This is a genomic window from Methylomonas sp. DH-1, assembly GCF_046097555.1.
In the GTDB taxonomy this organism is placed as follows: domain Bacteria; phylum Pseudomonadota; class Gammaproteobacteria; order Methylococcales; family Methylomonadaceae; genus Methylomonas; species Methylomonas koyamae.
Genome location: NZ_CP143089.1, coordinates 4,225,697 through 4,252,000 on the forward strand (window position 1 = coordinate 4,225,697; position 26,304 = coordinate 4,252,000).

The 26,304-nt window shown below is 56.5% G+C and carries 24 protein-coding genes; 10 read left to right on the plus strand and 14 right to left on the minus strand.

Annotated elements, in window-relative coordinates; genetic code table 11:
- Window positions 1-3 precede the first annotated feature (3 nt).
- Window positions 4-1,794: a bacteriohemerythrin gene (locus VXJ35_RS19345; protein WP_082881003.1), complete on the minus strand. Its 1,791-nt coding sequence runs from the start codon at window positions 1,792-1,794 to the stop codon at window positions 4-6.
- 101 nt (window positions 1,795-1,895) lie between these two features.
- Here VXJ35_RS19345 and VXJ35_RS19350 point away from each other — a divergent pair, with 101 nt between their 5' ends.
- The gene (locus tag VXJ35_RS19350) at window positions 1,896-2,306 is read left to right on the plus strand and encodes a hypothetical protein (RefSeq protein WP_064022816.1); all 411 of its coding nucleotides are present in this window, start codon (window positions 1,896-1,898) and stop codon (window positions 2,304-2,306) included.
- Here the strand turns inward: VXJ35_RS19350 and VXJ35_RS19355 are convergent.
- Window positions 2,291-3,061 (minus strand): ATP-binding protein, encoded by a 771-nt coding sequence (locus VXJ35_RS19355; protein WP_064022817.1) that lies wholly within the window; start codon window positions 3,059-3,061, stop codon window positions 2,291-2,293. The genes VXJ35_RS19350 and VXJ35_RS19355 overlap by 16 nt on opposite strands.
- A gap of 530 nt (window positions 3,062-3,591) precedes the next feature.
- On the opposite strand from VXJ35_RS19355, the gene hsdR reads away from it, so the two are divergent.
- On the plus strand, window positions 3,592-6,999 hold the full coding sequence (hsdR, locus tag VXJ35_RS19360) for a type I restriction-modification system endonuclease (RefSeq protein ID WP_064022819.1): 3,408 nt from the start codon (window positions 3,592-3,594) through the stop codon (window positions 6,997-6,999).
- 11 nt (window positions 7,000-7,010) lie between these two features.
- Here the strand turns inward: hsdR and VXJ35_RS19365 are convergent, their stop codons facing one another.
- Together VXJ35_RS19365 and VXJ35_RS19370 are read right to left on the minus strand one after the other, a co-directional pair.
- Window positions 7,011-7,364: a DUF5615 family PIN-like protein gene (locus tag VXJ35_RS19365; protein WP_064022820.1), complete on the minus strand. Its 354-nt coding sequence runs from the start codon at window positions 7,362-7,364 to the stop codon at window positions 7,011-7,013.
- Complete coding sequence (locus VXJ35_RS19370) at window positions 7,361-7,594, minus strand: DUF433 domain-containing protein (RefSeq protein ID WP_064023605.1); 234 nt, start codon at window positions 7,592-7,594, stop codon at window positions 7,361-7,363. Before VXJ35_RS19370 ends, VXJ35_RS19365 begins: the two co-directional genes overlap by 4 nt.
- A gap of 105 nt (window positions 7,595-7,699) precedes the next feature.
- Here VXJ35_RS19370 and VXJ35_RS19375 point away from each other — a divergent pair, with 105 nt between their 5' ends.
- The 7 genes from VXJ35_RS19375 (at window position 7,700) to VXJ35_RS19405 (ending at window position 16,228) form a co-directional block, all read left to right on the plus strand.
- On the plus strand, window positions 7,700-9,187 hold the full coding sequence (locus tag VXJ35_RS19375) for an N-6 DNA methylase (protein WP_064022821.1): 1,488 nt from the start codon (window positions 7,700-7,702) through the stop codon (window positions 9,185-9,187).
- A 1,373-nt stretch (window positions 9,188-10,560) separates the two neighbouring features.
- The gene (locus VXJ35_RS19380) at window positions 10,561-11,028 is read left to right on the plus strand and encodes a restriction endonuclease subunit S (RefSeq protein WP_082881004.1); all 468 of its coding nucleotides are present in this window, start codon (window positions 10,561-10,563) and stop codon (window positions 11,026-11,028) included.
- 81 nt (window positions 11,029-11,109) lie between these two features.
- Complete coding sequence (locus VXJ35_RS19385) at window positions 11,110-12,207, plus strand: IS5 family transposase (protein ID WP_064019980.1); 1,098 nt, start codon at window positions 11,110-11,112, stop codon at window positions 12,205-12,207.
- Between the two features lie 74 nt (window positions 12,208-12,281).
- Entirely contained in the window at window positions 12,282-13,379 is a 1,098-nt protein-coding gene (locus VXJ35_RS19390) for a restriction endonuclease subunit S (RefSeq protein WP_082881005.1), read from the plus strand.
- A 142-nt stretch (window positions 13,380-13,521) separates the two neighbouring features.
- Complete coding sequence (locus VXJ35_RS19395) at window positions 13,522-14,145, plus strand: DUF6933 domain-containing protein (RefSeq protein ID WP_064022822.1); 624 nt, start codon at window positions 13,522-13,524, stop codon at window positions 14,143-14,145.
- Window positions 14,138-15,163, plus strand: coding sequence for a Fic family protein (locus VXJ35_RS19400; RefSeq protein WP_064022823.1), 1,026 nt, complete (start codon window positions 14,138-14,140; stop codon window positions 15,161-15,163). Before VXJ35_RS19395 ends, VXJ35_RS19400 begins: the two co-directional genes overlap by 8 nt.
- 150 nt (window positions 15,164-15,313) lie before the next feature.
- Complete coding sequence (locus tag VXJ35_RS19405) at window positions 15,314-16,228, plus strand: LysR substrate-binding domain-containing protein (RefSeq protein WP_064022824.1); 915 nt, start codon at window positions 15,314-15,316, stop codon at window positions 16,226-16,228.
- Between the two features lie 20 nt (window positions 16,229-16,248).
- Here VXJ35_RS19405 and fae read toward each other — a convergent pair whose 3' ends face one another.
- The 10 genes from fae to VXJ35_RS19455 all read right to left on the minus strand — a co-directional run bounded on the left by fae (window position 16,249) and on the right by VXJ35_RS19455 (window position 24,638).
- Window positions 16,249-16,800, minus strand: a complete 552-nt coding sequence (gene fae / locus VXJ35_RS19410; RefSeq protein ID WP_054761704.1) for a formaldehyde-activating enzyme — start codon at window positions 16,798-16,800, stop codon at window positions 16,249-16,251.
- Window positions 16,801-16,889: 89 nt separating this feature from the next.
- Window positions 16,890-17,024, minus strand: a complete 135-nt coding sequence (gene cydX, locus VXJ35_RS19415; RefSeq protein WP_064022825.1) for a cytochrome bd-I oxidase subunit CydX — start codon at window positions 17,022-17,024, stop codon at window positions 16,890-16,892.
- A 12-nt stretch (window positions 17,025-17,036) separates the two neighbouring features.
- Window positions 17,037-18,176, minus strand: coding sequence for a cytochrome d ubiquinol oxidase subunit II (gene cydB / locus VXJ35_RS19420; RefSeq protein ID WP_064022826.1), 1,140 nt, complete (start codon window positions 18,174-18,176; stop codon window positions 17,037-17,039).
- 15 nt (window positions 18,177-18,191) lie between these two features.
- Window positions 18,192-18,704, minus strand: a complete 513-nt coding sequence (locus VXJ35_RS19425; RefSeq protein ID WP_064022827.1) for a hypothetical protein — start codon at window positions 18,702-18,704, stop codon at window positions 18,192-18,194.
- Between the two features lie 10 nt (window positions 18,705-18,714).
- Complete coding sequence (locus VXJ35_RS19430; RefSeq protein ID WP_064022828.1) at window positions 18,715-20,274, minus strand: cytochrome ubiquinol oxidase subunit I; 1,560 nt, start codon at window positions 20,272-20,274, stop codon at window positions 18,715-18,717.
- Complete coding sequence (locus VXJ35_RS19435; protein WP_064022829.1) at window positions 20,264-20,488, minus strand: hypothetical protein; 225 nt, start codon at window positions 20,486-20,488, stop codon at window positions 20,264-20,266. Before VXJ35_RS19435 ends, VXJ35_RS19430 begins: the two co-directional genes overlap by 11 nt.
- A 16-nt stretch (window positions 20,489-20,504) precedes the next feature.
- Window positions 20,505-20,927 (minus strand): phosphate-starvation-inducible protein PsiE, encoded by a 423-nt coding sequence (locus tag VXJ35_RS19440; RefSeq protein WP_197495905.1) that lies wholly within the window; start codon window positions 20,925-20,927, stop codon window positions 20,505-20,507.
- A 102-nt stretch (window positions 20,928-21,029) separates the two neighbouring features.
- Window positions 21,030-22,910 (minus strand): multicopper oxidase family protein, encoded by a 1,881-nt coding sequence (locus VXJ35_RS19445; RefSeq protein ID WP_064022830.1) that lies wholly within the window; start codon window positions 22,908-22,910, stop codon window positions 21,030-21,032.
- Between the two features lie 83 nt (window positions 22,911-22,993).
- Window positions 22,994-23,938: a sulfite exporter TauE/SafE family protein gene (locus VXJ35_RS19450; protein WP_082881006.1), complete on the minus strand. Its 945-nt coding sequence runs from the start codon at window positions 23,936-23,938 to the stop codon at window positions 22,994-22,996.
- Between the two features lie 10 nt (window positions 23,939-23,948).
- Window positions 23,949-24,638 (minus strand): MBL fold metallo-hydrolase, encoded by a 690-nt coding sequence (locus VXJ35_RS19455; RefSeq protein WP_064022831.1) that lies wholly within the window; start codon window positions 24,636-24,638, stop codon window positions 23,949-23,951.
- Window positions 24,639-24,934: 296 nt separating this feature from the next.
- Here VXJ35_RS19455 and VXJ35_RS19460 point away from each other — a divergent pair, with 296 nt between their 5' ends.
- The gene (locus VXJ35_RS19460) at window positions 24,935-26,287 is read left to right on the plus strand and encodes a sigma-54-dependent Fis family transcriptional regulator (RefSeq protein WP_064022832.1); all 1,353 of its coding nucleotides are present in this window, start codon (window positions 24,935-24,937) and stop codon (window positions 26,285-26,287) included.
- Window positions 26,288-26,304: the final 17 nt, after the last annotated feature.

Below are 26,304 nucleotides of genomic sequence, written 5' to 3' on the forward strand. Positions count from 1 at the left end.
CAGTTAGGGCGCGAGGTTGGCGGAAGGTAGCGGCAGCAGGATTCGGAACACCGTGCCTTGGCCCGGAGCCGAATCGACCTGAATGTCGCCCTGGTGGTCTTTGACAATTTTATAGGATAGCGACAAACCCAAGCCGGTCCCCTTACCGACCGGCTTGGTGGTAAAAAACGGATCGAAAATCTTGGCTTTGACCTCGTCGCTCATGCCGCTGCCGGTGTCGGCAATCTCGACAAAAACCCGGTCGCCGCCGCGGTAGCCGGTGCGTATGGTAATTTTGCCGAAATCCGGGATGGCCTGGGCGGCGTTGACCAGCAAGTTCATGAATACCTGGTTGAGCTGGGCGCCGACGCAGGCGAAAGGCTTGACGCCGCCGTATTGTTTGACGACTTCCGCCTTGTATTTCAACTCGTTGTTGACGATGTTCAGCGTAGAGTCCAAACCGGCCTCCAGATCGAACACGGCTTGCTCCTGCCGGTCGATGCGGGAGAAATCGCGCAGGTCCTGGACGATGTTTTTGGCGCGGGTGGCGCCCTCCAACGATTCCAGGACCAGGTCGGCCGCGTCCGCTTTGATGAAGTCAAGATCGACCCGCTTTTTAAAGGCGCAGAATTCGGCGGCGACGGGATCGCCCGCGGGTAAATTTTCGGCCAAGCGCTCGGCCAGAGTGGCCGCAAACGCCAATTCGCCGATGTACTCCTGCAAGGTATTCAGGTTGGAATAAATATAACCGAGCGGATTGTTGATTTCGTGGGCAACGCCGGCCGCCAACTGGCCGATCGACGCCATTTTTTCGGCCTGGACCAAATGCGTCTGCGCTTCCTGCAACTGCCGGTTAAGCTCGATTTGCTGGTTTTTTTCCCGTTCCAGGTTTTGGTTGGTTGCAGTCAGCTCCCGGGTCCGCGCCGCGACCTGCGCCTCCAGTTTCTGGTTCAGCTTGAACAATGCGGCTTCGGCCTTTTTGCGCAAGGTGATATCCATGCCGCAGCCCATCAAGCCGACGAACTCGCCGTTGCGGCGAATGCGGGGCGCTGCGGTTTCCAGGATCCAGGTGATTTTGCTTTCCGCGCCGAGCAGGCGGTACTCGATCTTTAACTTGGTTTGTTCGCCGGCGGCCTTGCCGTAAGCGGCCATGACCTGCGCCCGGTCTTCCGGATGGATCACCCCCATCCAACGCTGTTTTTCCAGTTCGTTACGCTGCAAGCCGAAGGATTTGAACCAGAACCGGTTGCAAAATATCGGCATATGCTTGGCGTTGGTGATCCAGATCAGCGCCGGCAGATTGTCGGCCAGGTCTTTGAACCGCTCCTCGCTTTCCCGCAACGCCGAATACAGGTTGCTGTGCAGCACGTCCAGGTGTTCGCGCCGGTCGAGTTCGATCCCGGCGGCATCCACGCCCTTGTTCAAACTGATCGCCATCAGTTTGTCGGTCTTCAGAATATGGTGGCACAGCCAATCGACCAAAAAGTCCAGCAAGTCGCGGGAAATCGCCGAACGGTCGTGCTCGGCCTCGCTCTGCACTCCGCGGATTTTGTCGACGAATTCGCGGTGTTCCTTGCTGTGTTTGGCAAACAGCTCCGGGTTGAAATCGGCGGCGGCCATCAATTCCTCTTCGTGGCGAAAATGGTAGGCGGTGTAATCGGCCAGTTCGCCGACCGTCGCGACCATACTCTCGCTGTCGCCGCCCACCGCTACCAGTTCGTCCAGCTTGTTGATCAGTTCCACCAGTTTCTGGTGCTGGCCGTCGACACTATCGAGGCCGACGAGCAACTGATCGTTCCAGGTCAAAATACTCATGTTCGAGGTTCCGCAAACCGATTGAAAGCCGGATATTACTCGCGCACATGCTATGGCACAATGCCGGAGCCGAGTAATGTTAGGGAGACGACGCCAAAACCATGAAAATCGATACTTTCGCCGGTTTGCAAGCCTTGCTGGAATCGGCCTTTCCGAAACGCTGCCCGAATTGCGGTTACGTCTATTCCGGGCCGGAGCAGTTTTTCCGCGAAACCGGCGACATGCCTGGCGGACGCTCGTCGTTAAAGTCGTTCGTCGACGACGACGGGTTTGCCGTGGTCGAGGTATTCCGCAATTGCCGTTGCGGCTCGACCTTGATGGACGAATTCGTTTGCCGCCGGGATATGTCCGAACCCGGCAACCGCAGCCGCGAAGAATTCCAGCGGTTGCTGCGGGACTTGACCGCCCGCGGGATTGCGGCCGAAGCCGCCCGCGCCGAAATCCTGAAGTTCATGCTGGGCGCGCCCAACCGCTTGCCCTTGTGGCTGGAAGACGATCAAAACCCGGCCTGACCGTCGCTGACGCTGTTGAAAAACTGCTTGGCGGTGCGGCCGTTCTTGGCGGCGCGCAAATGGGCGAAATCCAAAGCCGCCTTGTGCAACAGTTCGCGGTCGCCGCGGTAATCCGGAAAATAGCTGTCGACGATGTCCAGGTAAGTTTGGGTCTGCTGCGGGTAAAACGCCAAGCGCAGGCCGAAACGGTCCGACAGCGAGATTTTTTCTTCGACCGTGTCGGAATAATGCACCTCGCCGTCGACCAGCAAGGTATCGAGATTGTCCCGCATCTGTTCCGGCAGCAAGTGGCGCCGGTTCGAAGTCGCGTAGAACAACACGTTGTCCGGCGGCAGCTCGATCGAGCCTTCCAGCACGCTTTTCAGCGGCTTGTACAGGCTGTCGCCGGCCTCGAACGACAGATCGTCGCAATAGATGACGAAGCGTTGCCGATGCTCGCGGATTTCGTCGACGATTTCCGGCAAGTACAACAAATCCTGTTTGTCGACTTCGATCAAGCGCAAACCTTCGTGCATGTATTCGTTCAACAGGGCTTTTACCAGCGACGACTTGCCGGTACCGCGCGCGCCCCACAACAAAACGTTGTTTGCCGGCAAGCCGGCCAGAAAACGTAGCGTATTGTCGACCAGTTGCCGCTTTTGCGCCTCGATCCCAAGCAATTGCTCCAGCCGAATCGGATCAATGTGCCGAACCGGACGCAAATATTCCTGGCGTTGGCGCCAAATGGCCGCGTAAGTGTTATTCCAATCAATCATGGTCGAATTCCGGTTTGAAGAGACGGCTGGATTGTATATTTTTTAGCCAATTTAACGCCAGTTTAGTTGCCGCGGGCCCTTGGCCGGGTTTTTAACGGTTTGCCAACAGACTTTTCCACAGATTTTGTGAACAGTTCGAGACACTATGGGGATTCCAGCTTGGTCTCCAGCCGAATTTTGTAAAAAACCGGCTAAAACCGGGCTTAAACGCGGGAAAAGCGGAATTTGTATAAAAATTGATCAGCTACAAATTAACTTTAATAAACAATTAATTAGTCGCAATTCCAATAGATTGCCAACAGTTTTTTCCACAGACAATGTGAATAAGATCGCCTATTTGTGCACATCGCTGTAGGCCGCAACTCGGCGACCGTATCGCAAGCCCGCAGTTGCCACGCGGCGAACGCTCGAAAACCCGGTTCGTAATCGAATATTATCGATAAACCTTCGATCGAAAAATCTTGCTTAAAATAGGCATGCCAGCTTTTGGCTTTTTTCGACGACTTAGCGGGCTTCACGGAAAACACTGGATGGAACTGAGCAATTTCGATTTCCTAAATCACCATGATGAGCTACTGGTGCGCTTGGCGCAGACAGCAGAAGCCTGTTTTGTCGCCGACCCCAACACCACGCTGATTAAAATGCGCCAACTGGGCGAAGAACTGGCGAAGACCATCGCCTCCCGCGTCGGAGTGGAATCCGGTAGCGGCATTAAACAGGTCGATCTGCTGAAAGAGCTGGATTACACCCTCAAGCTGGACCAGCAAGTCAAAGACGCTTTCCATGCCCTGAGAAAGCTGGGTAATTCTGCAACCCACGACATCACCTCGTCCTCCCATCGCGACGCGCTCAAGGCTTTGCAGATTGGCCATGCGCTCAGTGCCTGGTTTCATCAGCAATTCGGCGGCGAGAAAGCCCAAGGCTTCAAGCCAAAGCCATTCGTAAAACCGATAGACCCTTCAGAAAAAGTTCGCAGGCTCGAACAAGCCTTGCTGGAGCTGCAAAAGCAAACCAAGACGACCGCAGACCGCTTAACCTTGGCGGAGCAACAAAAAGCGGTCGAAGCGCAAAAAGCCGCCGCCGAACAGCAACGTGCGGAACAGATGGCGACCGAAAGCAAGCTCTGGGAGCAAATCGCCACCGAACACGAAAGAAAATTGGCTGAATACCGCGCCAAAATGGACGCAGCCAACCTCAAATACTTCGAAACCTTTGCCACGCTTGAGAAACAGCAGCAAGCCGAGCAAATCCGCCGCGTCGAAAAGTCCACCTTGCAACTCAACGAAGCGGAAACCCGGGTATTGATCGACCAGCAATTGATCGAAGCCGGTTGGGAAGCCGATAGCGTCAATCTCCGATTTTCCAAGGGCGCAAGGCCATTGGCCAACGCCAACCGCGCCATTGCCGAATGGCCGACCGACTCCGGCCCCGCCGACTATGTGCTGTTCATGGGCTTGACCCCGGTTGCGGTGGTCGAAGCCAAAAAATCCGCCAAAAATGTCTACGACGACATCGGCCAGGCCAAACGCTACGCCAAAGGCTTGCAAGCCCAAGGCGCGTTCAGCAGCGAAACCCATTACGGCGAATTCAAAGTACCGCTGACCTTCGCCACCAATGGCCGCCCCTATTTGCAGCAACTGGAACAGGAAAGCGGCATCTGGTTTCTGGACGTGCGCGACAACAGCAACCGCCGCAAAGTGCTCAAAGGGTGGTACACGCCGCAGGAAATCAAAACCTACCTGCGGCAAACGCCGCAACAGGCGGAAGCCGAGTTGGACGAGATGGCGTTCGATTACCATCTGAAGTTGCGTGACTATCAAATCAACGCCATCAAGGCGGTCGAAAACAGTATCAAGCAAGGCAAAGACACAGCGTTAATCGCCATGGCCACCGGCACCGGCAAAACCAAAACCGCCATTGCCATGGTGTATCGCTTGCTCAAATCCGAACGCTTTCGCCGCGTGCTGTTCCTGGTCGACCGGGCCGCGCTGGGCGTGCAAACCACCGGCGATTTCGGCGAAGTCCGTCTGGAACATCTCAACACCTTTGCCGACACCTTCGACGTGATGGGCATGGAGCAAAACAAGCCGGTCAAACCCAACCCCAACGACGACACCAAAGTGCATGTCGCCACCGTGCAAGGCTTGGTGCAACGCATTCTGTACCCCGGCGACAGCGAAAACAAACCCGGCGTCGGCCAGTACGACTGCATCATCGTCGACGAATGCCACCGCGGCTATTTGCTGGACCGTACCCTTGGCGATACCGAATTAACGTTCCGCGACCAGCAGGATTACCAATCCAAATACCGCGCCGCCATCGACTATTTCGATGCCTTCAAAATCGGCCTGACCGCCACCCCGGCGCTGCATACCACCGAAATTTTCGGGCCGCCGGCATTCACTTACAGCTACACCGAAGCCGTGCTGGACGGCTATTTGAACGACCACCTGCCGCCGATCCGCATTCACACCAAGCTTGCGGAACAAGGCATCAAATACGCCGTGAACGAAGAGGTGAAAGTCTACGACGCCGAAAACAACAGCGTCGAAACCTATAACACCCCGGACGAACTCAACTTCGAGGTCGCAGACTTCAACCGCAAAGTCATTGCGCCGGAATTCACCAAAGTCGTCACGCAATGGCTGATCGAAAGCGATGCCATCAACCCCTATTCAGCCGCCAAAACCCTGGTGTTTTGCGTCACCGACAAACACGCCGACGACGTGGTGGAAGCCTTTAAAACCGCCATCGAAAACTACCACGGCGAAGTGGAAGACGATGCCGTGCAAAAAATCACCGGCGCCAGCGACAAGCCCCTGGACAAAATCCGCAGCTACAAAAACGACCGCCTGCCCAATATTGCCGTCACCGTCGATTTGCTGACCACCGGCGTCGATGTGCCGAAAATCTGCAATCTGGTGTTTTTACGCCGGGTCAACAGCCGGATTCTGTTCGAGCAAATGCTGGGCCGCGCCACCCGCTTGTGCCCGGAAATCGGCAAAGGCCCGTTTCGGATTTACGACGCGGTGGACATCTACCAACAACTGGAAACAGTCAGCACCATGAAACCGGTGGTGACCAACGTCGACATCCGTTTCAGCGACCTGGCAGCGGAAATGCGCCAAACCAGCGCGCCCGATTTGCAAGACTTGGCCCGCAAGCAATTCATAGCCAAATTGCAGGTTAAAAAACAGTTCCTGACCGACGAGCAAGCCGACCAATTTGAAACCATCGTCGGCCAATCGCCCGCCGAATTTGCCAAACAACTGAAAACCATGCCGCTGGACCAAGTGGCGCAATGGTTTACCAATCATCCTGGCCTCGGCGAGTTGCTGGACGCCAAAGCCACCGGCAATGGCGGCTTCACACCAGCGGTGGTGATTCACGAAGGCGAAGACCAAGTCACCAACATCACCACCGGTTACGGCGAAGGCCAAAAACCCCAAGACTACCTGAATGCCTTTAAAGACTTCGTCAACGCGAACAGCAATCGCCTGGCCGCGATCCAAACCGTAATTCACAAACCGTGGGGCCTGAGCCGGCAAAGCCTGAAAGAGTTGGCCGTGGAATTGGATCGCAATCATTTCCGCGAGCAAGACTTGCAAGCCGCCTGGCGCGATGTCAAACAAGAAGAAATCGCCGCCCGTATCATCGGCTTTATTCGCCAGGCCGCACTCGGCGAAGCCTTGATTCCGTGGGAACAGCGCGTTGATCTCGCGCTGGAGAAAGTTCTGAGCAGCCAACCCTGGAAAACCCCGCAACGCGAGTGGCTGCAACTCATCGCCCAGCAAATGAAAGCCACCACCATCGTCGATGAAGCGGCTTTGAATCAAGGCATTTTCAAGCATCAGGGCGGCATCAAACGCGCGGATAAACTGTTCGAGCAGCCGGTTACCGAGGTGTTGGAGCGGTTTAATAAGGCTTTGTGGCAATGACGTTAAGATAACTAGCGGTGCTGAATCAATTGCGAAGCGGTAAGTTCGATAAAGTCATAGCTTTCCAGGGCGGCAACCATCATTGGGAGGTTTTTATCAAATAATTCAAGTAATGCGCGGTTGGAAATGTTGCCGACGGATATCAGCAGCAGCTTAAAAGGTTTGCCGAATAGCAAAAACGAATTCACAAAGTCGGCATCCTTAGAAACCACAACCCTTTGTTCTTCAACGGAGATTCGATTAATTTCGGTATCGCTGGTCCGATTGCCAAGCGGCAAATCCAAGGTATGTAGGGTGTCGTGGCCGCGCCAATTTAAACCCACTGCCAACTGTCTGGGCAGTTGAGCATCAACCAAAAATTTCATGCCGCCAACGAGTCAATCCGCTTTACTTGCGCCAGTCGGGTAGCAAATGCCAACACCGCCAAAATGTCCTCATGCTCTAAATCGGGATAATCAGCCAAGATTTCTTCGTGTGTCATGCCGGCACTGAGCCACTCCAGCACGGTTTCCACCGGATAACGCAGGCCGCGAACGCAGGGCTTACCATGACAAATATCAGCGTTTATAGTGATTCGGTCGGAAAGCGTCGTCATAATCAACTGCCTAGCTTGTAAAATAGAGTTCGCCAAATAGTAGCACTGTTCGATTGCCGTTAACCGGTAAAACACACTTCAACCTCATCCCAATTACCCCACTTTATGAGCACCCAAGACCTAGTCGCCAAACTCTGGAATCTGTGTAACCTGCTGCGCGACGACGGCGTCACTTACCACGAATACATCACCGAATTGACCTTTCTGGTGTTCCTGAAAATGGTCGAGGAAACCGGCCAGGAAGAACATATTCCGCAAGGCTACCGTTGGGCCGATCTGGAAGCCTGCAACGCCGCCAGCCGGCTGGAACACTACAAACAACTGCTGCTGCATCTGGGCAGCCACGGTTCCACCATCACCCAGGCCATTTATAACAACGCCAACACCGTGATCCGCAAACCGGCCACCCTCAACAAACTGGTGACCGAAATCGACAAACTGGACTGGTACAGCGCCAAAACCGAAGGCCTGGGCGACATGTACGAAGGCTTGCTGGAAATCAACGCCACCGAGAAAAAATCCGGCGCCGGCCAATACTTCACGCCGCGGGTATTGATTAACACCATGGTCGAGCTGATGAAGCCGACGCTGGACGACGTCATCGTCGATCCCACCGCCGGCACCGGCGGCTTCTTGATTAGCGCTCACCATTACATCAAGCAACACCACGACATTAACGCCCTCAACGAATTCGACTACGACCAATACCAGCACAAGACCTTTTACGGCATGGAGTTCGTGCCGGACACCCGCCGGCTGGCCTTGATGAATTTGATGCTGCACGACCTGGCCATCGACGACCGGCACGCCGGCATTCTGTTCGGCGACACTCTCAGCAACGAAGGCAAACAGCTACCACCAGCCAGCCTGATTTTGGCCAATCCGCCGTTCGGCACCAAACAGGGCGGCGGCATACCGACCCGCGACGACTTGGTGCACTACACCAGCAACAAGCAACTGGCCTTTCTGCATTTGATGTACCACGTATTGCTGGGGCCCGGCGGCCGCGCCGCCGTGGTATTGCCGGACAACGTCTTGTTCGAGTCCGGTACCGGCAAAACCATCCGCCAGGACTTGATGGAAAAATGCAACCTGCACACCATCCTGCGCCTGCCCACCGGCATTTTTTACGCCGCCGGCGTCAAAACCAACGTGCTGTTTTTCAGCAAGCCCAAAGACCCGAATAAAGACAAGGGCAACACCCAAAACGTCTGGGTCTACGACCTGCGCGCCAACATGCCGCAATTCGGCAAACGCACGCCGTTTACCGCCCAGCATTTACAGGAATTCTGCCAAGCCGTCGGCCACGACCTGACCCGTGTCGACGAAGCCGCCCGGCAGGACTTTGTAGATCGTCATTCCCGCGAAAGCGGGAATCCAGAGGCTTGCCGCCTGCGCAGCTTCAGCCGCGAACAAATCCGCCAGAAAGACGATTCGCTGGACCTGGCCTGGATCCGCGACGACAGCGCCGAAGACAGCGCCAGCCTGCCGGAACCGGATGTGTTGATTAGCGAAGCGCTGGAAGAAATGGCCGGAGCGATGCAGGGTTTGCAGGCGATTTTGGTGGAATTGGGCGCGGAGGAAGAGGTTTAGCCTCGTTTTTAATGGCTATGTTCGCATTAACAGTTGAATGAGATCGAAGCCGTCATCCCGGCATGGATTGCCGGGATCCAGGGTACAAGGATGTGTTGAAACTTTGCCATCCGTGGCTTCTGGGCCCCGGCAATCCACTTGTGCCCTTTGGGTATGCCGGGGCGACGCCAACTACTAACGCGGACATAGCCTTTTTAATAAGGTGTCGCTACCGCGACGGGTTTATTTTAAGTCGGGTCTCGGCCCGACAGCCGAGATACTTTCTTTTGCGTCGCCAAAAGAAAGTATCCAAAGAAAAAGCGACCCGGATTCCGCCTTAATCCTGCGCTTCTCGCTTTTTTCAGGGGTTTTCCGAAGGGGCTTCCCAGCCCCTCGGAAAACGAGCGGCATCCTTGCCGCTCCCCTTCGGGCCAATTCTGAAAAAAGCTGCGATGCTCGGGGCGGAAAACGGGATGACGCGCCCTGTAGCAAAGTGGCTGATTAATTTTGTTTGGCGGTTTGGTGGGTTGGGTTAGACCGAAGCGGTAGCGAGGGACGTAACCCAACATGTTGGCTGCCTATGTTGGGTTACGCTCTATCGAGCTAACCCAACCTACGCGCTTTTTTCTCGTTACCACGCGCCGCGTGGTAACGCAGGACTTGGCCGCGCTGCGGCCCGATACACACCGCAGCGCGGTAAATCGGCATTCCCACGCAGCGCGTGGGAACGAGAGAATGGGGCGCGGCAGGGATGCTCGGGGCGGAAAACGGGATGACGCGCCATGTAGCAAAGTGGCTGATTAATTTTGTTTGGCGGTTTGGTAGGTTGGGTTAGACCGGAGCGGTAGCGAGGGACGTAACCCAACATGTTGGCTGCCTATGTTGGGTTACGCTCTATCGAGCTAACCCAACCTACGCGCTTTTTTCTCGTTACCACGCGCCGCGTGGTAACGCAGGACTTGGCCGCGCTGCGGCCCGATACACACCGCAGCGCGGTAAATCGGCATTCCCACGCAGCGCGTGGGAACGAGAGAATCCCCTTAATACCGCCCCGAGCATCGCAGTGTTTGGCGAGAACAGCCCGCAGGGGCGCGGCAGGGATGCCGCGCGTTTTCGGAGGGGCAGGAAGCCCCTTCCGAAAACCCTCGCCAAACGCGACAAATTTGCCGGGAGCAAATTTGAACAGCCGACAGGCTGGCCCGCAGGGCGAAAACCAGGGATGGTTTTCGTACAAGCGCAGGAAACTGGCGGTATGTGGGGTGTCTTTTCTTTTGGATACTTTTCTTTGGACAAGCAAAGAAAAGTATCTCGGCTGTCGGGCCGAGACCCGACTTTAGAATGGCTTCGCGTAGCGTTGCCATAATATCCAAACTAATTTTTGAATTGTGCCCAAAATGAATCAGCATCCTACAGGTTGGTTTGAGGCTACTCTTGGAGAGTTATGCTCAAAACCTCAATATGGTTTTACTACCAAAAGCACTTTAGAAGGAAAGGTTAAGTATCTACGAACTACAGATTTGACTTCAGGAAGGATAAATTGGGATAACGTTCCGTTTTGTATTATTGAACCTGCTGATGAACGTTACCAATTAGAAGATAACGACATTGTTATTTCACGCGCCGGTTCTGTTGGTTTTCATTGTTTGGTAAAGCAACCGCCCGCTCATGCCGTATTTGCTTCATATTTGATTCGATTCAAACCTGATAAAGCTATTTTTCCAGAATATCTTTCTTTGTTCTTAAGAAGCCAAGATTATTGGGAGCAATTGAAGTCGAGGGCAGTAGGTGTTGCTGTTCAAAACGTAAATGCCACTAGCCTATCTGAATTAATAGTCCCCGTTGCTCCCCTAACAGGCTGGTGAAAAACTCGAAAAGCCAAGTAGGCTAAGGCATAGATGAGCCGCCAACTGTTAAAATAGGCTACCTAAATTTGGAGCCTTTCAATGCGCGGACACGATGCCATTCAAAGTAGCTGGTTCAGCTACGTTAGCCTGGAAGAACGTATTCCCAAACAGCATCCGTTGCGTCGTTTACGTCTACTCGTCGATGGCGTATTGACCTCTATGAATGCCGTCTTTGCCGAGCGTTACTCGCACACTGGCCGCCCGTCGATTGCGCCCGAAAAACTGCTGCGCGCCTTGCTGTTGCAAGTGCTGTACACCGTTCGTAGCGAACGCCAGTTGATGGAACAGCTGGACTACAACCTGCTGTTTCGCTGGTTTGTCGGTCTGGGCATCGACGATGCTGTCTGGGAACGCAGCGTGTTCAGCGCCAACCGCGAACGGCTGCTGTCCGAAGCGCTGAGTCGCGAATTTTTTGAGCGGGTACTGGCCATAGCCGAATGGCAAAACCTGGTGTCCGACGAACACTTCAGTGTCGACGGCAGCCTCATTGAAGCCTGGGCCTCGCACAAAAGCTTCGTTAAGAAAGACGGCAGCGGCCCGGACAAACCCGCCGGCCGCAATCCCGAGGTCGACTTCAGCGGCGAAAAGCGCAGCAACGCCACCCACCAAAGCACGACAGACCCGGAAGCGCGGCTCTACAAGAAAGGCGAATACACCGAGGCCAAACTGCGTTACATCACCCATGCCTTGTCCGAGAATCGCAACGGCCTGATTGTCGATGTCGAAACCACCCAAGCCACCGGCACCGCCGAAATCGAAGCCGCGCAAACAATGATCAAACGCCGTGTGCCCAAAGGCGGTAGCGTCGGTGCCGACAAAGGCTATGACCAACCGGCTTTCGTCAACGGACTCAAGGCGCAAGACATCAAAGCCCATGTGGCCCGGAAAAAGACCGGCAGTGCCGTCGATGGCCGCACCGCGCGCGGCAAAGGTTACGCCCAAAGCCTCAAGCGCCGCAAAATCGTCGAAGAAGCCTTTGGCTGGGTCAAAACGGTCGGCGGCCTGCGCAAAACCCGTCACATCGGCTTAGCCAAAGTCGCTGGCCAAGCCTTGTTTTGCTTCGCCGCCTACAACCTGACGCGCTTGCTCAACCTATTGGTGTTCACGCCGAAACCGGCGTGGAGTGCGCCCACCTAGGGTGAAGTACGCCTGAAAACCGTCCACAGACGGCTTCAGGCGAATAAAAAGCCCTTGAAACAGGGGCAAAACGCTTGAAACTCGATGTCATGACCGATTTCAACACGAAAAAATCACGGCAACCGTGGGTAAGGGGAAATATCAGTGGGTTTTTCACCAGCCTGCTAAACGAACAAATCCGCATCGCCGACAAACTCGACAGCCTGCTCGCCAAAGTCGATGAGGCCCAGGCGCGGCTGGAAAAAATCCCCACCCTGCTCAAACGCTTCCGCCAATCCGTCCTCGCCGCGGCCACTTCGGGGGAGTTGACGAGGGAGTGGAGAGCCTCAAATCCAGGTGAATCAGGATGGAACGTCATTGATTCCGATGCCCATGCGAAGGAAAAATTATGCAAACTTCAACCAGAATTAAGGAAAAAGAAATCATCAATAGAATCTGAGATAGATTCAGAATACATGTTTGAACTGCCAGAAACTTGGGGATTTACAACTTGGGGAAAAATGTCTGAGTGGATTACTTACGGATTCACAAGACCAATGCCAAAAGCAGAACTAGGAACAAAACTTTTAACGGCTAAGGATATTCAATATTTTTCTGTTGAAATTGATGGAGCAGGTCTTACAACCGATTCAGCATTTAACTCACTGTCAGATAAAGATCGCCCAATGCTTGGGGATTTATTGATAACAAAAGATGGCTCTATAGGTCGAGCAGCATTAGTTAGAACTAATACCCCATTCTGTATAAACCAAAGTGTGGCTGTTTGCTGGTTACGATCAACATCAATGAATAAAGATTATCTGGAGTTAGTCGCAAACAGCGATTTCACGCAGAAATTTGTCAAAGATAAGGCACAAGGTATGGCTATCCAGCATTTATCGATTATTGATTATGCGAAATGCCCCTTACCTGTGCCTCCGCTGGAAGAACAAACCGAAATCGTCCGCCGAGTAGAATCCCTATTCTCCCAAGCCGACGCCGTCGAAAAACAATACCTCGCCGCCAAACAACGCCTGGACCGCCTGAGCCAAGCGCTGCTGGCCAAAGCCTTTCGCGGCGAGCTGGTGCCGCAAGACCCCAACGACGAACCCGCCGCCGAATTGCTGAAACGCATCCAGGCCGAGCGCACAACCCTAACACCGACCAGACGCCAACGGAACCAATCGGCATGACGATAATCCCTGGCAATCAAGCTGTTACCGTAGGATGTGCTGAGCGAATAGCGAAGCGCATCGATCGCGACCGATGCGCTTCACGCTGTTCAGCACATCCTAAAAGGTATTTTCGCGGCGAACAGCAACGGAAACCGGCCTTATGATTGACATTCATGCCACCAAAAAACTGTATGCCAAACTGCCGGCCCCAATATCGGCGCCGCAATCCGAAACTACTCCCCTCACCCCAACCCTCTCCCTGGGGGAGAGGGAGCAGAACCCATTAAGCGGCTGGCACGCCAATCTGCTGATACTGCAACGCCGTAACTGCGTACTGCTGGTGCACGATGCCACCCGCTTTCCGCTATTCGTCAAAGGCCTGTTGAAGGCCGATTTCGCCAACTTCGACCATTTGTTTGCCGATGCGCTGATGAACACCTTACTAAAGCTGGGTGCCAGCCAAAGCCAGCTGGATACCGCCGCGGCACTGTTGGCGCCATGCCGCTTCGATACCGCTTGCGACCGCTCGGTGCAAGGCACCATGAACCAAATGGCGGGCGATCTTGAGCATAGACTGTGGTTCGATAACGCACGGCTGGACGATCTGAGCAGCTATGCCACGGGGGCCTGGCTGTCCGACCGGCCCTGTACGGTAAAAGGCCAAAAAGATTGCATCTGGCCGAATAGAGCGATGTTGGCGCTGCTGAGCCGGGCTGGCAATTCAGCACCGGCCAAACGGAATGTTATCCAGTTGGCGGATTATTTGAGTTCGCGCAATGGCTGAATCCTACCAACCGCCTTTCACCATCACCCCGGCCATCATTCGTCTGATTTCAGACATCAGCGAGCAATTGGGCCGCCTGTCGGTACTATCCGATCAGAACAATCTGCGCCTGCGCCGCATCAACCGCATTCGCACGATCCAAGGTTCGTTGGCCATTGAGGGAAATACGTTAAGCGAAGCGCAGATCACCGCCATTTTGGAAGGCAAACGGGTGATTGCTCCGCCCAAGGACATTCTGGAAGCCCGCAACGCGATCAAAGCTTACGATCAGTTCGAAACTTGGCAGCCCTGCAACGAAAAACACTTGTTGCAGGCGCATCAAGTGCTGATGGCAAGTCTGCTTGATGATGCCGGCCGCTATCGCAAAGGCAATGTCGGCGTGATGAATGGCGAGGCGGTGGTGCACATGGCGCCGCCGGCCAATCGCGTGAAGAAACTGATGGGCAATTTGTTGAACTGGCTCGCCGCCAGCGATCAACATCCGCTGATCACCAGTTCGGTATTTCATTACGAATTCGAGTTTATTCACCCCTTCGCCGATGGTAACGGCCGTATGGGGCGCTTATGGCAAACCTTGATCTTGAGCCAGTGGCATCCTTTACTGGCGCAGTTGCCGGTCGAAAGCATGATTCATGCGCAGCAAAGCGAGTACTACCAAGCACTCAACTTGAGCACACTAAAAACCGATTCAGCGCCGTTTATCGAATTTATGCTGGGCGTGATTTTAGAAACCGTTGAAAGCAATGCCGGCAGCAATACCCCGCAAGTCGGCCAGCAAGTTACCCCGCAAGTCGAGACCTTACTAAAAGCGTTGTTTAGCGTTGATCAACCGATTGCCCGCAATGAACTGCAAGCGCTGCTATCGCTGAAAGACAGGGAATCCTTCCGTGAGCGCTACCTGAAACCGGCGCTGGAGTTTGGCCTGGTCGAAATGACCCTTCCCGACAAACCCACCAGCCGCTTGCAGCAATACCGCCTGACGCAGCAAGGCCGAACGCTGGCTGATGCGCTCCGATAAGTTGTCCCAACGTTCCGCAGTCTCGCTCAGAGTTTGTTGCCAACCCGTTTCAGCACGGCTGGCCGCAACGGGGTAACGGCTAACCGGACTCGGCCGCCAGTCCTATTTGATTTAATATAACCATCGTTCGCCAGCCGCCATGGAGGAGTTATGAATCTGCGAGACCTGCACTATTTGATTGCCGTGGCCGATTTGCGCAGTTTCGTGCAGGCGGCCGACCGTTGCTGCATCAGCCAGCCGACGCTGAGCACCCAAATCAGGAAACTGGAGGACGAGCTGGGGATTCAGTTATTCGAGCGCACCAATAAAAAAGTGCTGCCCACCGAATTGGGCGAGCAAATCATCGCCTCGGCCAGGCGGATTCTGAAAGAACAGCAGATAATCAAGGAGCTGGCCGCCGCCGCGCAGGACCCGCTGGCCGGCAATCTGCGGTTCGGCGCGTTCCCGACCCTGGCCTCCTATCTGTTTCCGCAACTGGTGCCGCTGATCAAGCAGGCCTTGCCGCGCATCCGCCTGATCCTGGTCGAGGAAAAAACCGAGCAATTGCTGCTGCAACTCAGAAACGGGCAAATGGATTGCGCGTTATTGGGGCTGCCGGTTTACGAAGATTTTCTGGACAGCAAGGCGGTATTCGACGACGAATTTCTGCTGGCGGTCGCCGACGGCCATCCTCTGGCCGCCAAAACGGTTGTCGAACCGCAGGATTTGGAAGGCGAACATTTGCTGCTGCTGGACGAGGGCCATTGCCTGCGCGGCCACGCCTTGCAAATCTGCCAAACCGCGGGCGTCGACGAAGCACAGGACGTACGCGCCACCAGTCTGGAAACGCTCAGGCAAATGGTGCATGCCGGTACCGGCGTGACCTTGATGCCGCGCATCGCGGTGCGCCGCGAGCCGGGCATCCGCTATATACCGTTTGCGGCGCCGGTCCCCAGCAGGACGATAGGCTTGGTCTGGCGCAAGACCAGTTCCCGCGGCGAGTTGATTCGAACACTGAGCGGGCTGGTCGAGCAGGCCTCGAAACATAACCGGGCCGACCGGATTGACGCGACCGCGGCGACCTGACCGCGGCCGGTGCTAACCGGTTACCACTGCGACTCGCCGGTTTCCGGGTCGTACATTTCGTGGAAGATTTTATGGCGGTTGGCAATCAGTTCGTCGATGCTGGGCGAGTTGCTCATCGCTCTGGAAATCGCCAGTTTCATTGCTTCGTAATTGGTGCGGTACAGGTCTTTGCGGTCCAGGTTCGGGTTGTCGGCGCAGGACGGATCGATCCAGATCATCGCGATGATGCACAATTCGTTGGCCTGCAACCTTGGAATCACGCCGTCCGCCACGCTATCGATTACCGCGTCGGCCACGGCCGATTGTACCGGGCCGCCCAACAGGTTGACGTAAGCCGACGACTTGATCGTGACTTTCGGCACCATGATCGTGGCCGGGCGCACTTGCTGGTTGGTGGCGCGAATCGCGAACATCCGAGTATGGCCCGCGGTTTGGCCCATCAGATTGGCGAAGGCGTGGCCGGCCGGACCTTTGACGTCGCCGATCAGGATTTCCGGCATCGCGTCGGTGCCTTGGCCTTCGCTGGAAAATACGGTGGCTTCGCCGGTTCTAAACCAAAATGAATCTGACATGGGAAATCCTCGGAATCAATTAACAGAGCCGGCATTCTATGTCTCCGCATCCCCCGCGGCAATAGGCAGCCGGCACGGGTCGGCCGGCCTTACTTGCGCAGGCTATCGCACGACTGGTCGATGCCGTGGGTGTCGATGTCGCAGACCGACTCCAGCCACATGGCATTGATGATGCCGAACGCGGCGGCAAAGCCGACGCCTAAAATCCAAGCGAAATACCACATGGTTTGTTCTCCTTAGTACAGGGTGTGCGAATCTTTTAATACAGTCTGTTCGGTGACGCTGCCCCAAATCACCCGATAAACGAAACGGGTGTAGAGCAGTACGATAGGCAGAAACACGACGGTAATCCAGAATGCCAGCAACAGCGTAGTGTGGCTGGAGCTGGCATCCCACAAGGTCAGGCTGGAGCGCGGATCGGTTTTGGAGATCAACAAAAACGGAAATAAACCGAAGCCGACCGTCAAACCGATGCCGGCAATACCCAGCGCACTGGCCCAGAACGCCGCCATCCGCGAATCGCCGGCACCGAGTTTCCACGCCAAAAAGATGCCGCCGAAACCGGTTGCCGGCGCCAGCCACATCCAACTGTGGCTTTGAAAATGCTGCAACCAGCCGGCGCCATGGGCGATAACAGCCTTGTGCATCGGGTTGGACGGCGCATCGGTCGCGGCCATTTGCGTTATTTCCGGCCGCTCTATCGCCAAAAACACCCAGGCGGTAATCACGGCTAACGCGACCAGCAATAACGGACCCAGCGCCGCGACGGCAGCCGTCGCCCGTTGGTGGATCGCGCCTTCGCTGCGCCATTTCAGAAACAGCGCACCATGGAACAGGGTCAACAGCAAGCCGGCGAAACCGCACAACAACGCAAACGGATGGAGCAAGGCGAAGAACGAACCGTCGTAAAACGGCCGCAGGTCTTGGTCCAGATGAAACGGCAAGCCCAACAACAGATTGCCGACCAGCACGCCGAGCAGAATCGGCGGCAGCGTGCCGCCCAGAAACAGGCACCAATCCCAGGCGTTGCGCCAACGTGGGTCTTCGATCTTGCTGCGGTAATCGAACCCGGCCGGGCGAAAGAACAACGCGAACAACACCAATAGCATCGCCACATACAAGCCGGAAAACAGCGTGGCATACACCGCCGGCCAAATGGCGAACACCGCGCCGCCGAGCAATACCAGCCAGACCTGGTTACCTTCCCAAGTGGCGCCGACGGTATTGATCACCACCCGGCGTTCGACGTCGGTCTTGCCGATGAACGGCAACAGCGCGCTGACGCCGAAATCGAAGCCTTCGGTCACGGCAAAAGCAATCGCGACGACGCCGATGAACACCCACCAAATCAGACGAATCGTTTCATAATCGAACATGGTTTACTCCGGAAATTATTGGCGCGTATGGTCGTGGTGCAGGACATGGCCGCCCGGCATGGCATGGCGGGCGTGGTCGCTGAGCTGGGCCTCGAAATACGCATGGATTGCCTCGACCAAGGCCGGATCGGCGGTTTGGTATTCGATTTCGGCGCCGTTCGGCAATTCGCGGTATTGATAAGCCACCTGGCCGGCCGCCGCGCTCAAGGCCTGCACGCCGGGCATATCGTCGCCGTGAATCCGGCGCGGACCGGAGAAATCGCCCCGAGCGAAACCCGCCGCCAAATGGATCAGATGCTGGCGAATCAGACCGATCTGTTCGGCATCGCCGGCATTTTTCGCCACTACTTGCTGCACGCCGCCGCTAGCCGATTTGGTGAAGATATGCAAAGTCTTGTCCAACGCAAACGGCATCACCTGGCTGCCACGCTGCTGTACTTCATCCAGCCGGGCCGGATCGACCGGCGGGATGGCTAGCGCGACGTTAGCCGCCGCGGCCAGGACTATGATTACTGGAATGTTTTTCACCGGATTCTCCTTAATGGGCCAGCGCCGCGGATTGTTCGAAGTGGTAGCGGCCGGTATGCAAACTGCTGGGCCCCAAGCGCACGTATTTGAGCATCAGATACATCTCGATGATTAGTAGTACGGTGTAGAACAAGGCAAAACCGGCCAGACTGAACCAGAGCTGCTCGCTGCTGAGGCTGGATACGCTCATGTGGGTCGGCAAGACGCCGGAGATGGTCCAGGGTTGGCGGCCGTATTCGGCGACGAACCAACCGGTTTCGGCGGCGATCCACGGCAACGGAATGCACCATACCGCCATCCGCATCAGCCAGCGTTTCTGGTCGGCGACGCGGGTGGCGCAGTAGTAAAACGACATCGCGAAGACGAACAACATCGTGAAGCCGCAGGCGACCATGATCCGGAAGGTCCAGAACAGCGGCGCGACGTTGGGGATAGTGTCGTTGGCGGCTTTGGCGACCATCGCGGCGTCGGCATCGACCACCTTATCGGTGTATTTCTTCAACAACAGGCCGTAACCCAAATCGGCCTTATGCGCTTCGAACCCCGGTTTCGCGCCCAAGTCGCCGGCGCGCAGTTTCTGCAGCTCGCCATAGGCCACCATACCGCTTTCGATGCGCTGGGCGCTCTCCTTACGCAAATCCTTCAAGCCCTTGACGTCTTCGTCTATCGAGCGGGTCGCGATCAAGCCCAGCACGTACGGAATCTTGATGGCAAAATCGGTGCGTTCGTTTTGCTGGTCCGGGAAACCGAACACGGTAAAACTGGCCGGCGCCGGATGGGTTTCCCATTCCGATTCGATGGCCGCCAATTTGATTTTTTGGGTTTCGCCGGAGGTATAGCCGCTTTCGTCGCCTAGCACGATGACCGACAGCACCGAGGCTAGACCGAAGGCCGAGGCAATCGAGAACGAACGGCGGGCGAAGCCGATGTCGCGCTTGTTCAACAAATACCAAGAGCTGATGCCCAAAACGAACATCGAACCGGTGACATAACCGGCGGCGACGGTGTGCACGAACTTGACCTGCGCCACCGGGTTGAAAAACACGTCGGCGAAACTGGCCATCTCCATCCGCAAGGTTTCGTAATTGAACTCGGCGCCGACCGGATGCTGCATCCAGCCGTTGGCGATCAGAATCCACAAGGCCGACAGGCTGGTACCGACCGCCAACAACCAGGTCACCAGCAAATGCTGCACCTTGCTCAAACGGTCCCAGCCGAAGAAGAACAAGCCGACGAAGGTCGATTCCAGAAAGAACGCCATCCAGCCTTCCGCAGCCAACAACGGCCCGAAAATGTCGCCGACGTAGTGCGAGTAATAGGCCCAGTTGGTACCGAATTGAAATTCCAGCGTCAGGCCTGTGGTCACCCCCATCGCAAAATTGATGCCGAATAGCTTGCCCCAGTATTTGACCATGTCCTTATAAACTTCTTTACCGGTCATCACGTAGACCGATTCCATGATGCCGAGAAGAAAGGTCATGCCCAAGGTCAACGGCACGAACAGAAAGTGGTACAGCGCGGTCAGTCCGAACTGCATCCGGGAGAGCATGACAATATCGTCACCGAACATGGTCGGACTCCTTTATGGGTTGTGAAGAAAAATTGTGTGCCGCCGGCAAGGCAAAATGGGCGGCGATATCGGGTTTGCCGGCCGGACGCTCCTGCCAGCGAAAAATCAAAAACCACAAGCCGAACAGCAATAACACTTTCAGCAGCAGCGCGGCGCCGATCTCCCAGCGCAAACGTTGCGCCGGCACCAAGTTCGGCGGCTTAGTTGAATGCATAGTCCCTCCGCGGGCCTTAGGCCTCGTCTGTCGGTTTGCGGATGATCCGGGTGGCGAGCGCCAGCAACAGTACGCCGCCGGACACCAACAAGATCCCCATATCGGCCTGGTGGTGGGCCTGAATGTCGGCGATCAGCAGCCGCGCCAGCGCGGTAATCGCGATGTAAATCAGACAGCGCACCGGCATCAGATTGGTCTTGAAGTAAATTCCGACCATCGCCCCCAATTCCAGGTAAATGAACAGCAACAGGATGTCGCCGATTGTGGCGAGGCCTTGCAGCATCATGCCGGCATAGGCCACGACCGCAGACCAGACGATACTGGCGCCGATCACGAACAGCGCCAGATAATGGAAAGCCTCGATCAGCAGATTGCCTAACATATCGGCTCTGGCCTTACTGCGCCGGTGCCAGACTTCGAATTGCTGCTGGTCCATCATGGCGTCCTCGGCGCGGCAAGCGGTGTCCGGTTGGCGGCGGCAACCTCGCCGCCGCTGCCTAGCCGTAACGTTACGCTAGCCATATCGCCTGCGTCTTACCGCTTAACCGACCAGAAAATCCCGCATCATGCCCATATCCTCGTGTTCCAGGTTATGGCAGTGGTACATGAACAGGCCTTTAAAGTCCTGGAACGGCTTGATGATGCGCACCCGCTCGCCGGGCATGACCAGGACGGTATCCTTCCAGCCGCCTTCGATGAAACCGTCTTTGACCGTGGCGTAACCGTCGCCCTCGCCCATGCCGACGGTACGGCTCAGGATTTGGAAATATTGGCCGTGCAAATGGATCGGGTGCGCCATCGACATCATCATGCCCATGTTGCCGCCCATGCCCATACCACCCATGCCGCCCATTTGATGATCGCTACCTTTACCTTCGCCGCCATGGTCCATGCCGCGCATCATGCCCATTTTGTGGCCGCCCTCGTCCTGGCCGCCGCCGTGGTTCATGCCGCCCATACCCATGCCGCCCATGCGCCGACCGCCGGATTCTTCCCGGTTACCGTGGCGCATGCCTTGGGCTTTTCCGGCATCGCTGCCGTGTTCGCCGCCGGCTTTGTCGCCATGGCCGCCGCTGCCGCCGTGGGCGTGGAAAATTTCCATCAGTTGCACGGTATTGAACGGAATCCGTTCGCTGGGCAGGATGTCGTTATAGGCATAGGGTCGGCCGTTCAACACCATCCGCATCGGCCCTTCGGAAATGCCGATCGGCACCGGTTTATCGGGATTGGCGGTATCGTGCAGGGTGTAACGTTTGATTTGCGCCAAACTATCCGGCAGTTTCGGGCTATCGCCGACCTGGCGCGCCACTTTGATTGTAAAAATCGGGTAATCGCTGCCCATCGGCAAGGCACTGGCGTGCATGCCCATGCCGCGGCCGCCGCCGTGTTCGCCGCCGCCCATACCGCCCATCATCCGCTCGGCCATTTTCGGCAACGCGCCGGAAAAAGAACGGCTGCGCAATACCAACTGTGAGCCGACCTTACGTCCGCTGAAATCCGCCCAAATATCCAAACGTTCGCCGGGGGCCAGCATCACGTAAGGTTTGTTGACGGGCACTTCCAACAAGCCGCCATCGGTACCGATGACGGTCAGCGGTGTATTGTCGTCCCAGGCCAGCTTGTAAATGCGCGCCGTTGAGCCGTTGAGGACGCGGAAACGGTAAGCCCGACTGGCAACGTCGAGCTGAAAATCGGCACGGCCGTTGACCAGGATGCGGTCGCCGTAAAACCCCATCATCCGGTCGTGCATGCCGTGCACGTATTGCAATTGGTTATTGGCGTCGAAGCGGCGGTCTTGAATCACGATCGGCACTTCATATTCGCCGCTCGGCAGCTCCAGACGGCGTTCCTCGGCATCGTTGACCAGTATCGCCCCGGCCAAACCGTGGTAAACCTGCCTGGCGGTCGTGTTATGCGGATGCGGGTGGTAGATGTTCATGCTGGCCCGATTCAGCATCTCGAATTCGTAGACGAAAGTCTGGCCTTTGTCGATTGCATATAGCGGATGGCCGTCCATTTCCGCCGGCACGTGTAAGCCGTGCCAATGGGTGATGGTGGCTTCGTCGAGCTGGTTGTGCAGGTTGATGCGGATTTTCTGGCCCTTTTCGAAACGCATCACCGGCCCCAGGTAAGAACCCGGAATTTCGGCCAGCGTATTGGCCGGGCCTTTTACCAGTTTGGCGAAGTAGCGTTGCACCCGGGTAGCTTGGCCGGGCAGAATCGCCACCTCCGACGGCCGGCAAAACAAATCCAGCTCGACATCCGGATGAAAACTGGCCGACGCTTTGAAAGGCGCCATTTTCGGCATGTCGCCCATGTTTTCCATCGCCTGTAGCCAGCCGGGCATACTGGCGTACGCCAACAAGCCAACTCCGCTTTGGGCAAAAAACTGCCGGCGCGATTTACTGAAATGATTAGACATATCCCCTCCTCGAACGGTTTTTATAGTTATGCGCCACCTTTGGGCAGGTAGCGGTTACGGAATAAGCGATCCGCTATATTAGGTTAGACTAATTTTCGATTGTGTTTGGCGTCGGCCACCCCCAACGGCACCAGCGCTGCGCCGCCACGATGGATGCGCCGGCCTATCCATGCCAGTAACGCTGCCGCGGCCAAACCGCCCCAGACCCGCTTTTCGCCGACAATAGTTTCCGGTTGCACCGCGGTTAACGCAGACCACACCTCACCGTTTATCGCCTGCGACAGTACGTAAACCGCCACCAACAGGACGAACCAGCCGAAGCCGCGGCGCAATAAGGCCGCGCTGAGAAAATTCGACAGCCAGGCGCCCAAACCGCTACCGGCCACCGCGCCGACCATCACTACGGCCGTCAACGCCAAATCCAGTTCGGCGTGGTTGATATAACCGCTGAAGCCGGCCACGGCATTCATTACGATCACCAGCAACGAGGTTCCGATCGCCGCCGGCATCGGCAGGCCGACCCAAAGCGTCAGGGCCGGCACGATCAAAAAGCCGCCGCCGACGCCGACCAAACCGGTCAAGCCGCCGACCAGGGCGCCGTCGAACAGCAGCCGCAATACCGGCGTCCGCAACGGGCACATCGGTAACGGCTGCCGGCCCTGTGCCGGCTCCGCCGCCGCCTTCTTGAACATCATCGCCAAACCGGTTACCAACGTGACCAGGCCGAACAACAGCATCAACCAGTCGCCGGAAATATGGCCGGCCAAGCGGCCGCCGCCGAATGCGCCGCCCATGCCGGCAATACCGAACACGACGGCGCTTTTCCAGCAGACGTGGCCGTGCCGGGCATGCGGAATCAGCGCCATCAGGCTGGAGACGCCGACCACGACGAACGACGTCGCAATGGCGGTCTTCGGCGCCACATTCAACACGTACACCAGCATCGGCACAGTCAGAATCGAGCCGCCGCCGCCCAGCAAGCCGAGCAGTAAGCCGATTCCGACTGCCAAACCCAGAGCGGTCAACATCTCGCCGCTCCTAACTCAACGAACCGCACGACTGGTTGGCCGGCAAGGCCTGGTCGATGAATTTCGGATAGGCCAGTTTCAGCTCGCTCATGGTGGCGATGAACTCGTCGCGGGTCTTGCCGCCGCCCAAGCGCGGATTTTTCGCCATTTCCTGTTTGATCGTCGACACGGTGTTGCCTTGGTAATCGTGGCCGGGATAGACCAGAGTATCGGGCGGCAGCGTAAACAGTTTGCCGGTAATGCTGTCGTAGAGCTGGCCGGCATCGCCCTGTTGGAAATCGGTGCGGCCGCTGCCGCCGATCAGCAAGGCATCGCCGGTGAACACCCGATCCGCCATCACATAACTGACGCAGCCGTTGGTATGGCCGGGCGTATGCCGGACTTCCAGTTGCAGATCGCCGACCTGCAACGGCACGCCGTCGGTGACCAGCAAGTCGGCGCACATCGCGCCGGCGTCGCGGTGCACCACGCTTTTACTGCCGACTTTTTCCCGCAGCAGGCCGGAACCGGTGATGTGGTCGGCGTGGACGTGGGTTTCCAAGGTATAAACCAGCTGCAAATCCAAGCTTTGCAACAGATCCAGGTACAGCGGCAATTCCGATGCCACCGGATCGATCAGGCAGGCGCGGCGGGTGCGCTCGCAACCGAGAAAATAGCTGTAAGTGGAGGTTTCGGTTTCGAAGAGTTGTCTGAAAATCATGACGCGCTCCGTTTATCGCAAAATAAGAAAGAGATACCGTTTTCATATCAAGACTCGTGCCAATTCCAATCGGCGCCGTAGATAGCACAGCACGCCATCGGCAGCCGGGTCAGGAATCGATGTAGTTAAGGCTAGACACTTGTTTTAACTAAAAAATTTCATAGCTGTGCATATCGACTCCAAACTCCGGCCGGATCAGCCGTGGTCATGGCCGGCTCCGGCAATGTTTCAATATGAAACATTGAAACAACGCTGATACACTTGAAACATTATTTGAAACAAGTCCCGGTAAAGCCATGGCATTTTCCTCTCCCGTTTTCCAACGCTGGCTAACCCAGATCGGCGCCGACCATGTGTTGGAAGTGATGACCGATTTATTCGAGTCGGGCGCGGTATTCATCGTCGATGCCAACAGCGACATCCTGTTTTGGAGCAAAGGCGCCGAACAACTATTCGGCTTGAGCGCGGCCGGAGCGGTCGGCAAACCCTGCAACACGGCGCTGAACTGCGATAACGGTAACGACCCTTGCAACCTGGCCCAGCTCGGCATCGTCAAAGCCCAAGCGGTGCGCATCCGCCGGCCGGACGGGACTGCGCTGGAGTGCTACCGGACCGCCAAAGCCTTTTACGACAGCGCCGGCAACTTCGCCGGCGCCATCGAATATTTGCAACCGCAAAACCCGGAAGCGGGGGCGTTACCGCCCGCCGGGGAAAGTTTCCACGGTATCCTGACCCGCGACCCGAAAATGCAGGAGGCGATCCAGATTATCCGCAACGTCGCGGCGACCGAAGCCACCGTGTTGATCCGCGGCGAATCCGGCACCGGCAAGGAAATGGTGGCGCACGCGCTGCACTTGGAAAGCCCGCGCCATTATCAGCCGTTTCTGGCAATCAACTGCGCGGCGTTGACGCCTAGCCTGCTGGAAAGCGAATTGTTCGGCCATGTCAAAGGCGCGTTTACCGGCGCGGTGCGCAACCATGCCGGCCTGTTTCAGCGCGCCAACGGCGGCACCTTGTTTCTGGACGAAATCGCCGAATTGCCGCTGGAACTGCAAGCCAAATTGTTGCGGGTGTTGCAGGAACGCAATTTCATTCCGGTCGGCGGCGACCGCCCGGTCAGCGTCGACGTCCGCATCATCGCCGCCACCCACCGTTCGTTAAGAGAAGAAGCCAAAGCCGGCCGCTTTCGCGAAGATTTGATGTACCGGCTGCGAGTGGTGCCGATCTTCTTACCGCCGTTGCGCGAGCGGCGCCAGGACATCGGCTTGCTGCTGCAACATTTGATCAATCGCCATAATTTGCAGGGACACCGTTACGTCGACCGGATTGCGCCGGAAGCGATGCGTTTGCTGCTGGACTATCCCTGGCCCGGCAATGTCAGAGAATTGAATAATGTGGTCGAATACGCCTATGCGGTCGGTCGCGGCGGCGAACTGGGAATCGCCGATCTGCCGCCGGAATTCCGCGAACCGGTCCGCTCGCGCCTGCCGTCGCCGGTGACTCGGCTATCCCGAGCGCAGCCGGCCGACGAGGCCGAATTAATCCGCCAAGCGTTGCAAGCCGGCGCCGGCAATCTCGAACAAGCCGCGCAATACGCCGGCATGAGTCGCGCCACCTTTTGGCGCAAACGCAAAAAACACGGTTTGTAAACGACGGCCCCGGCGAG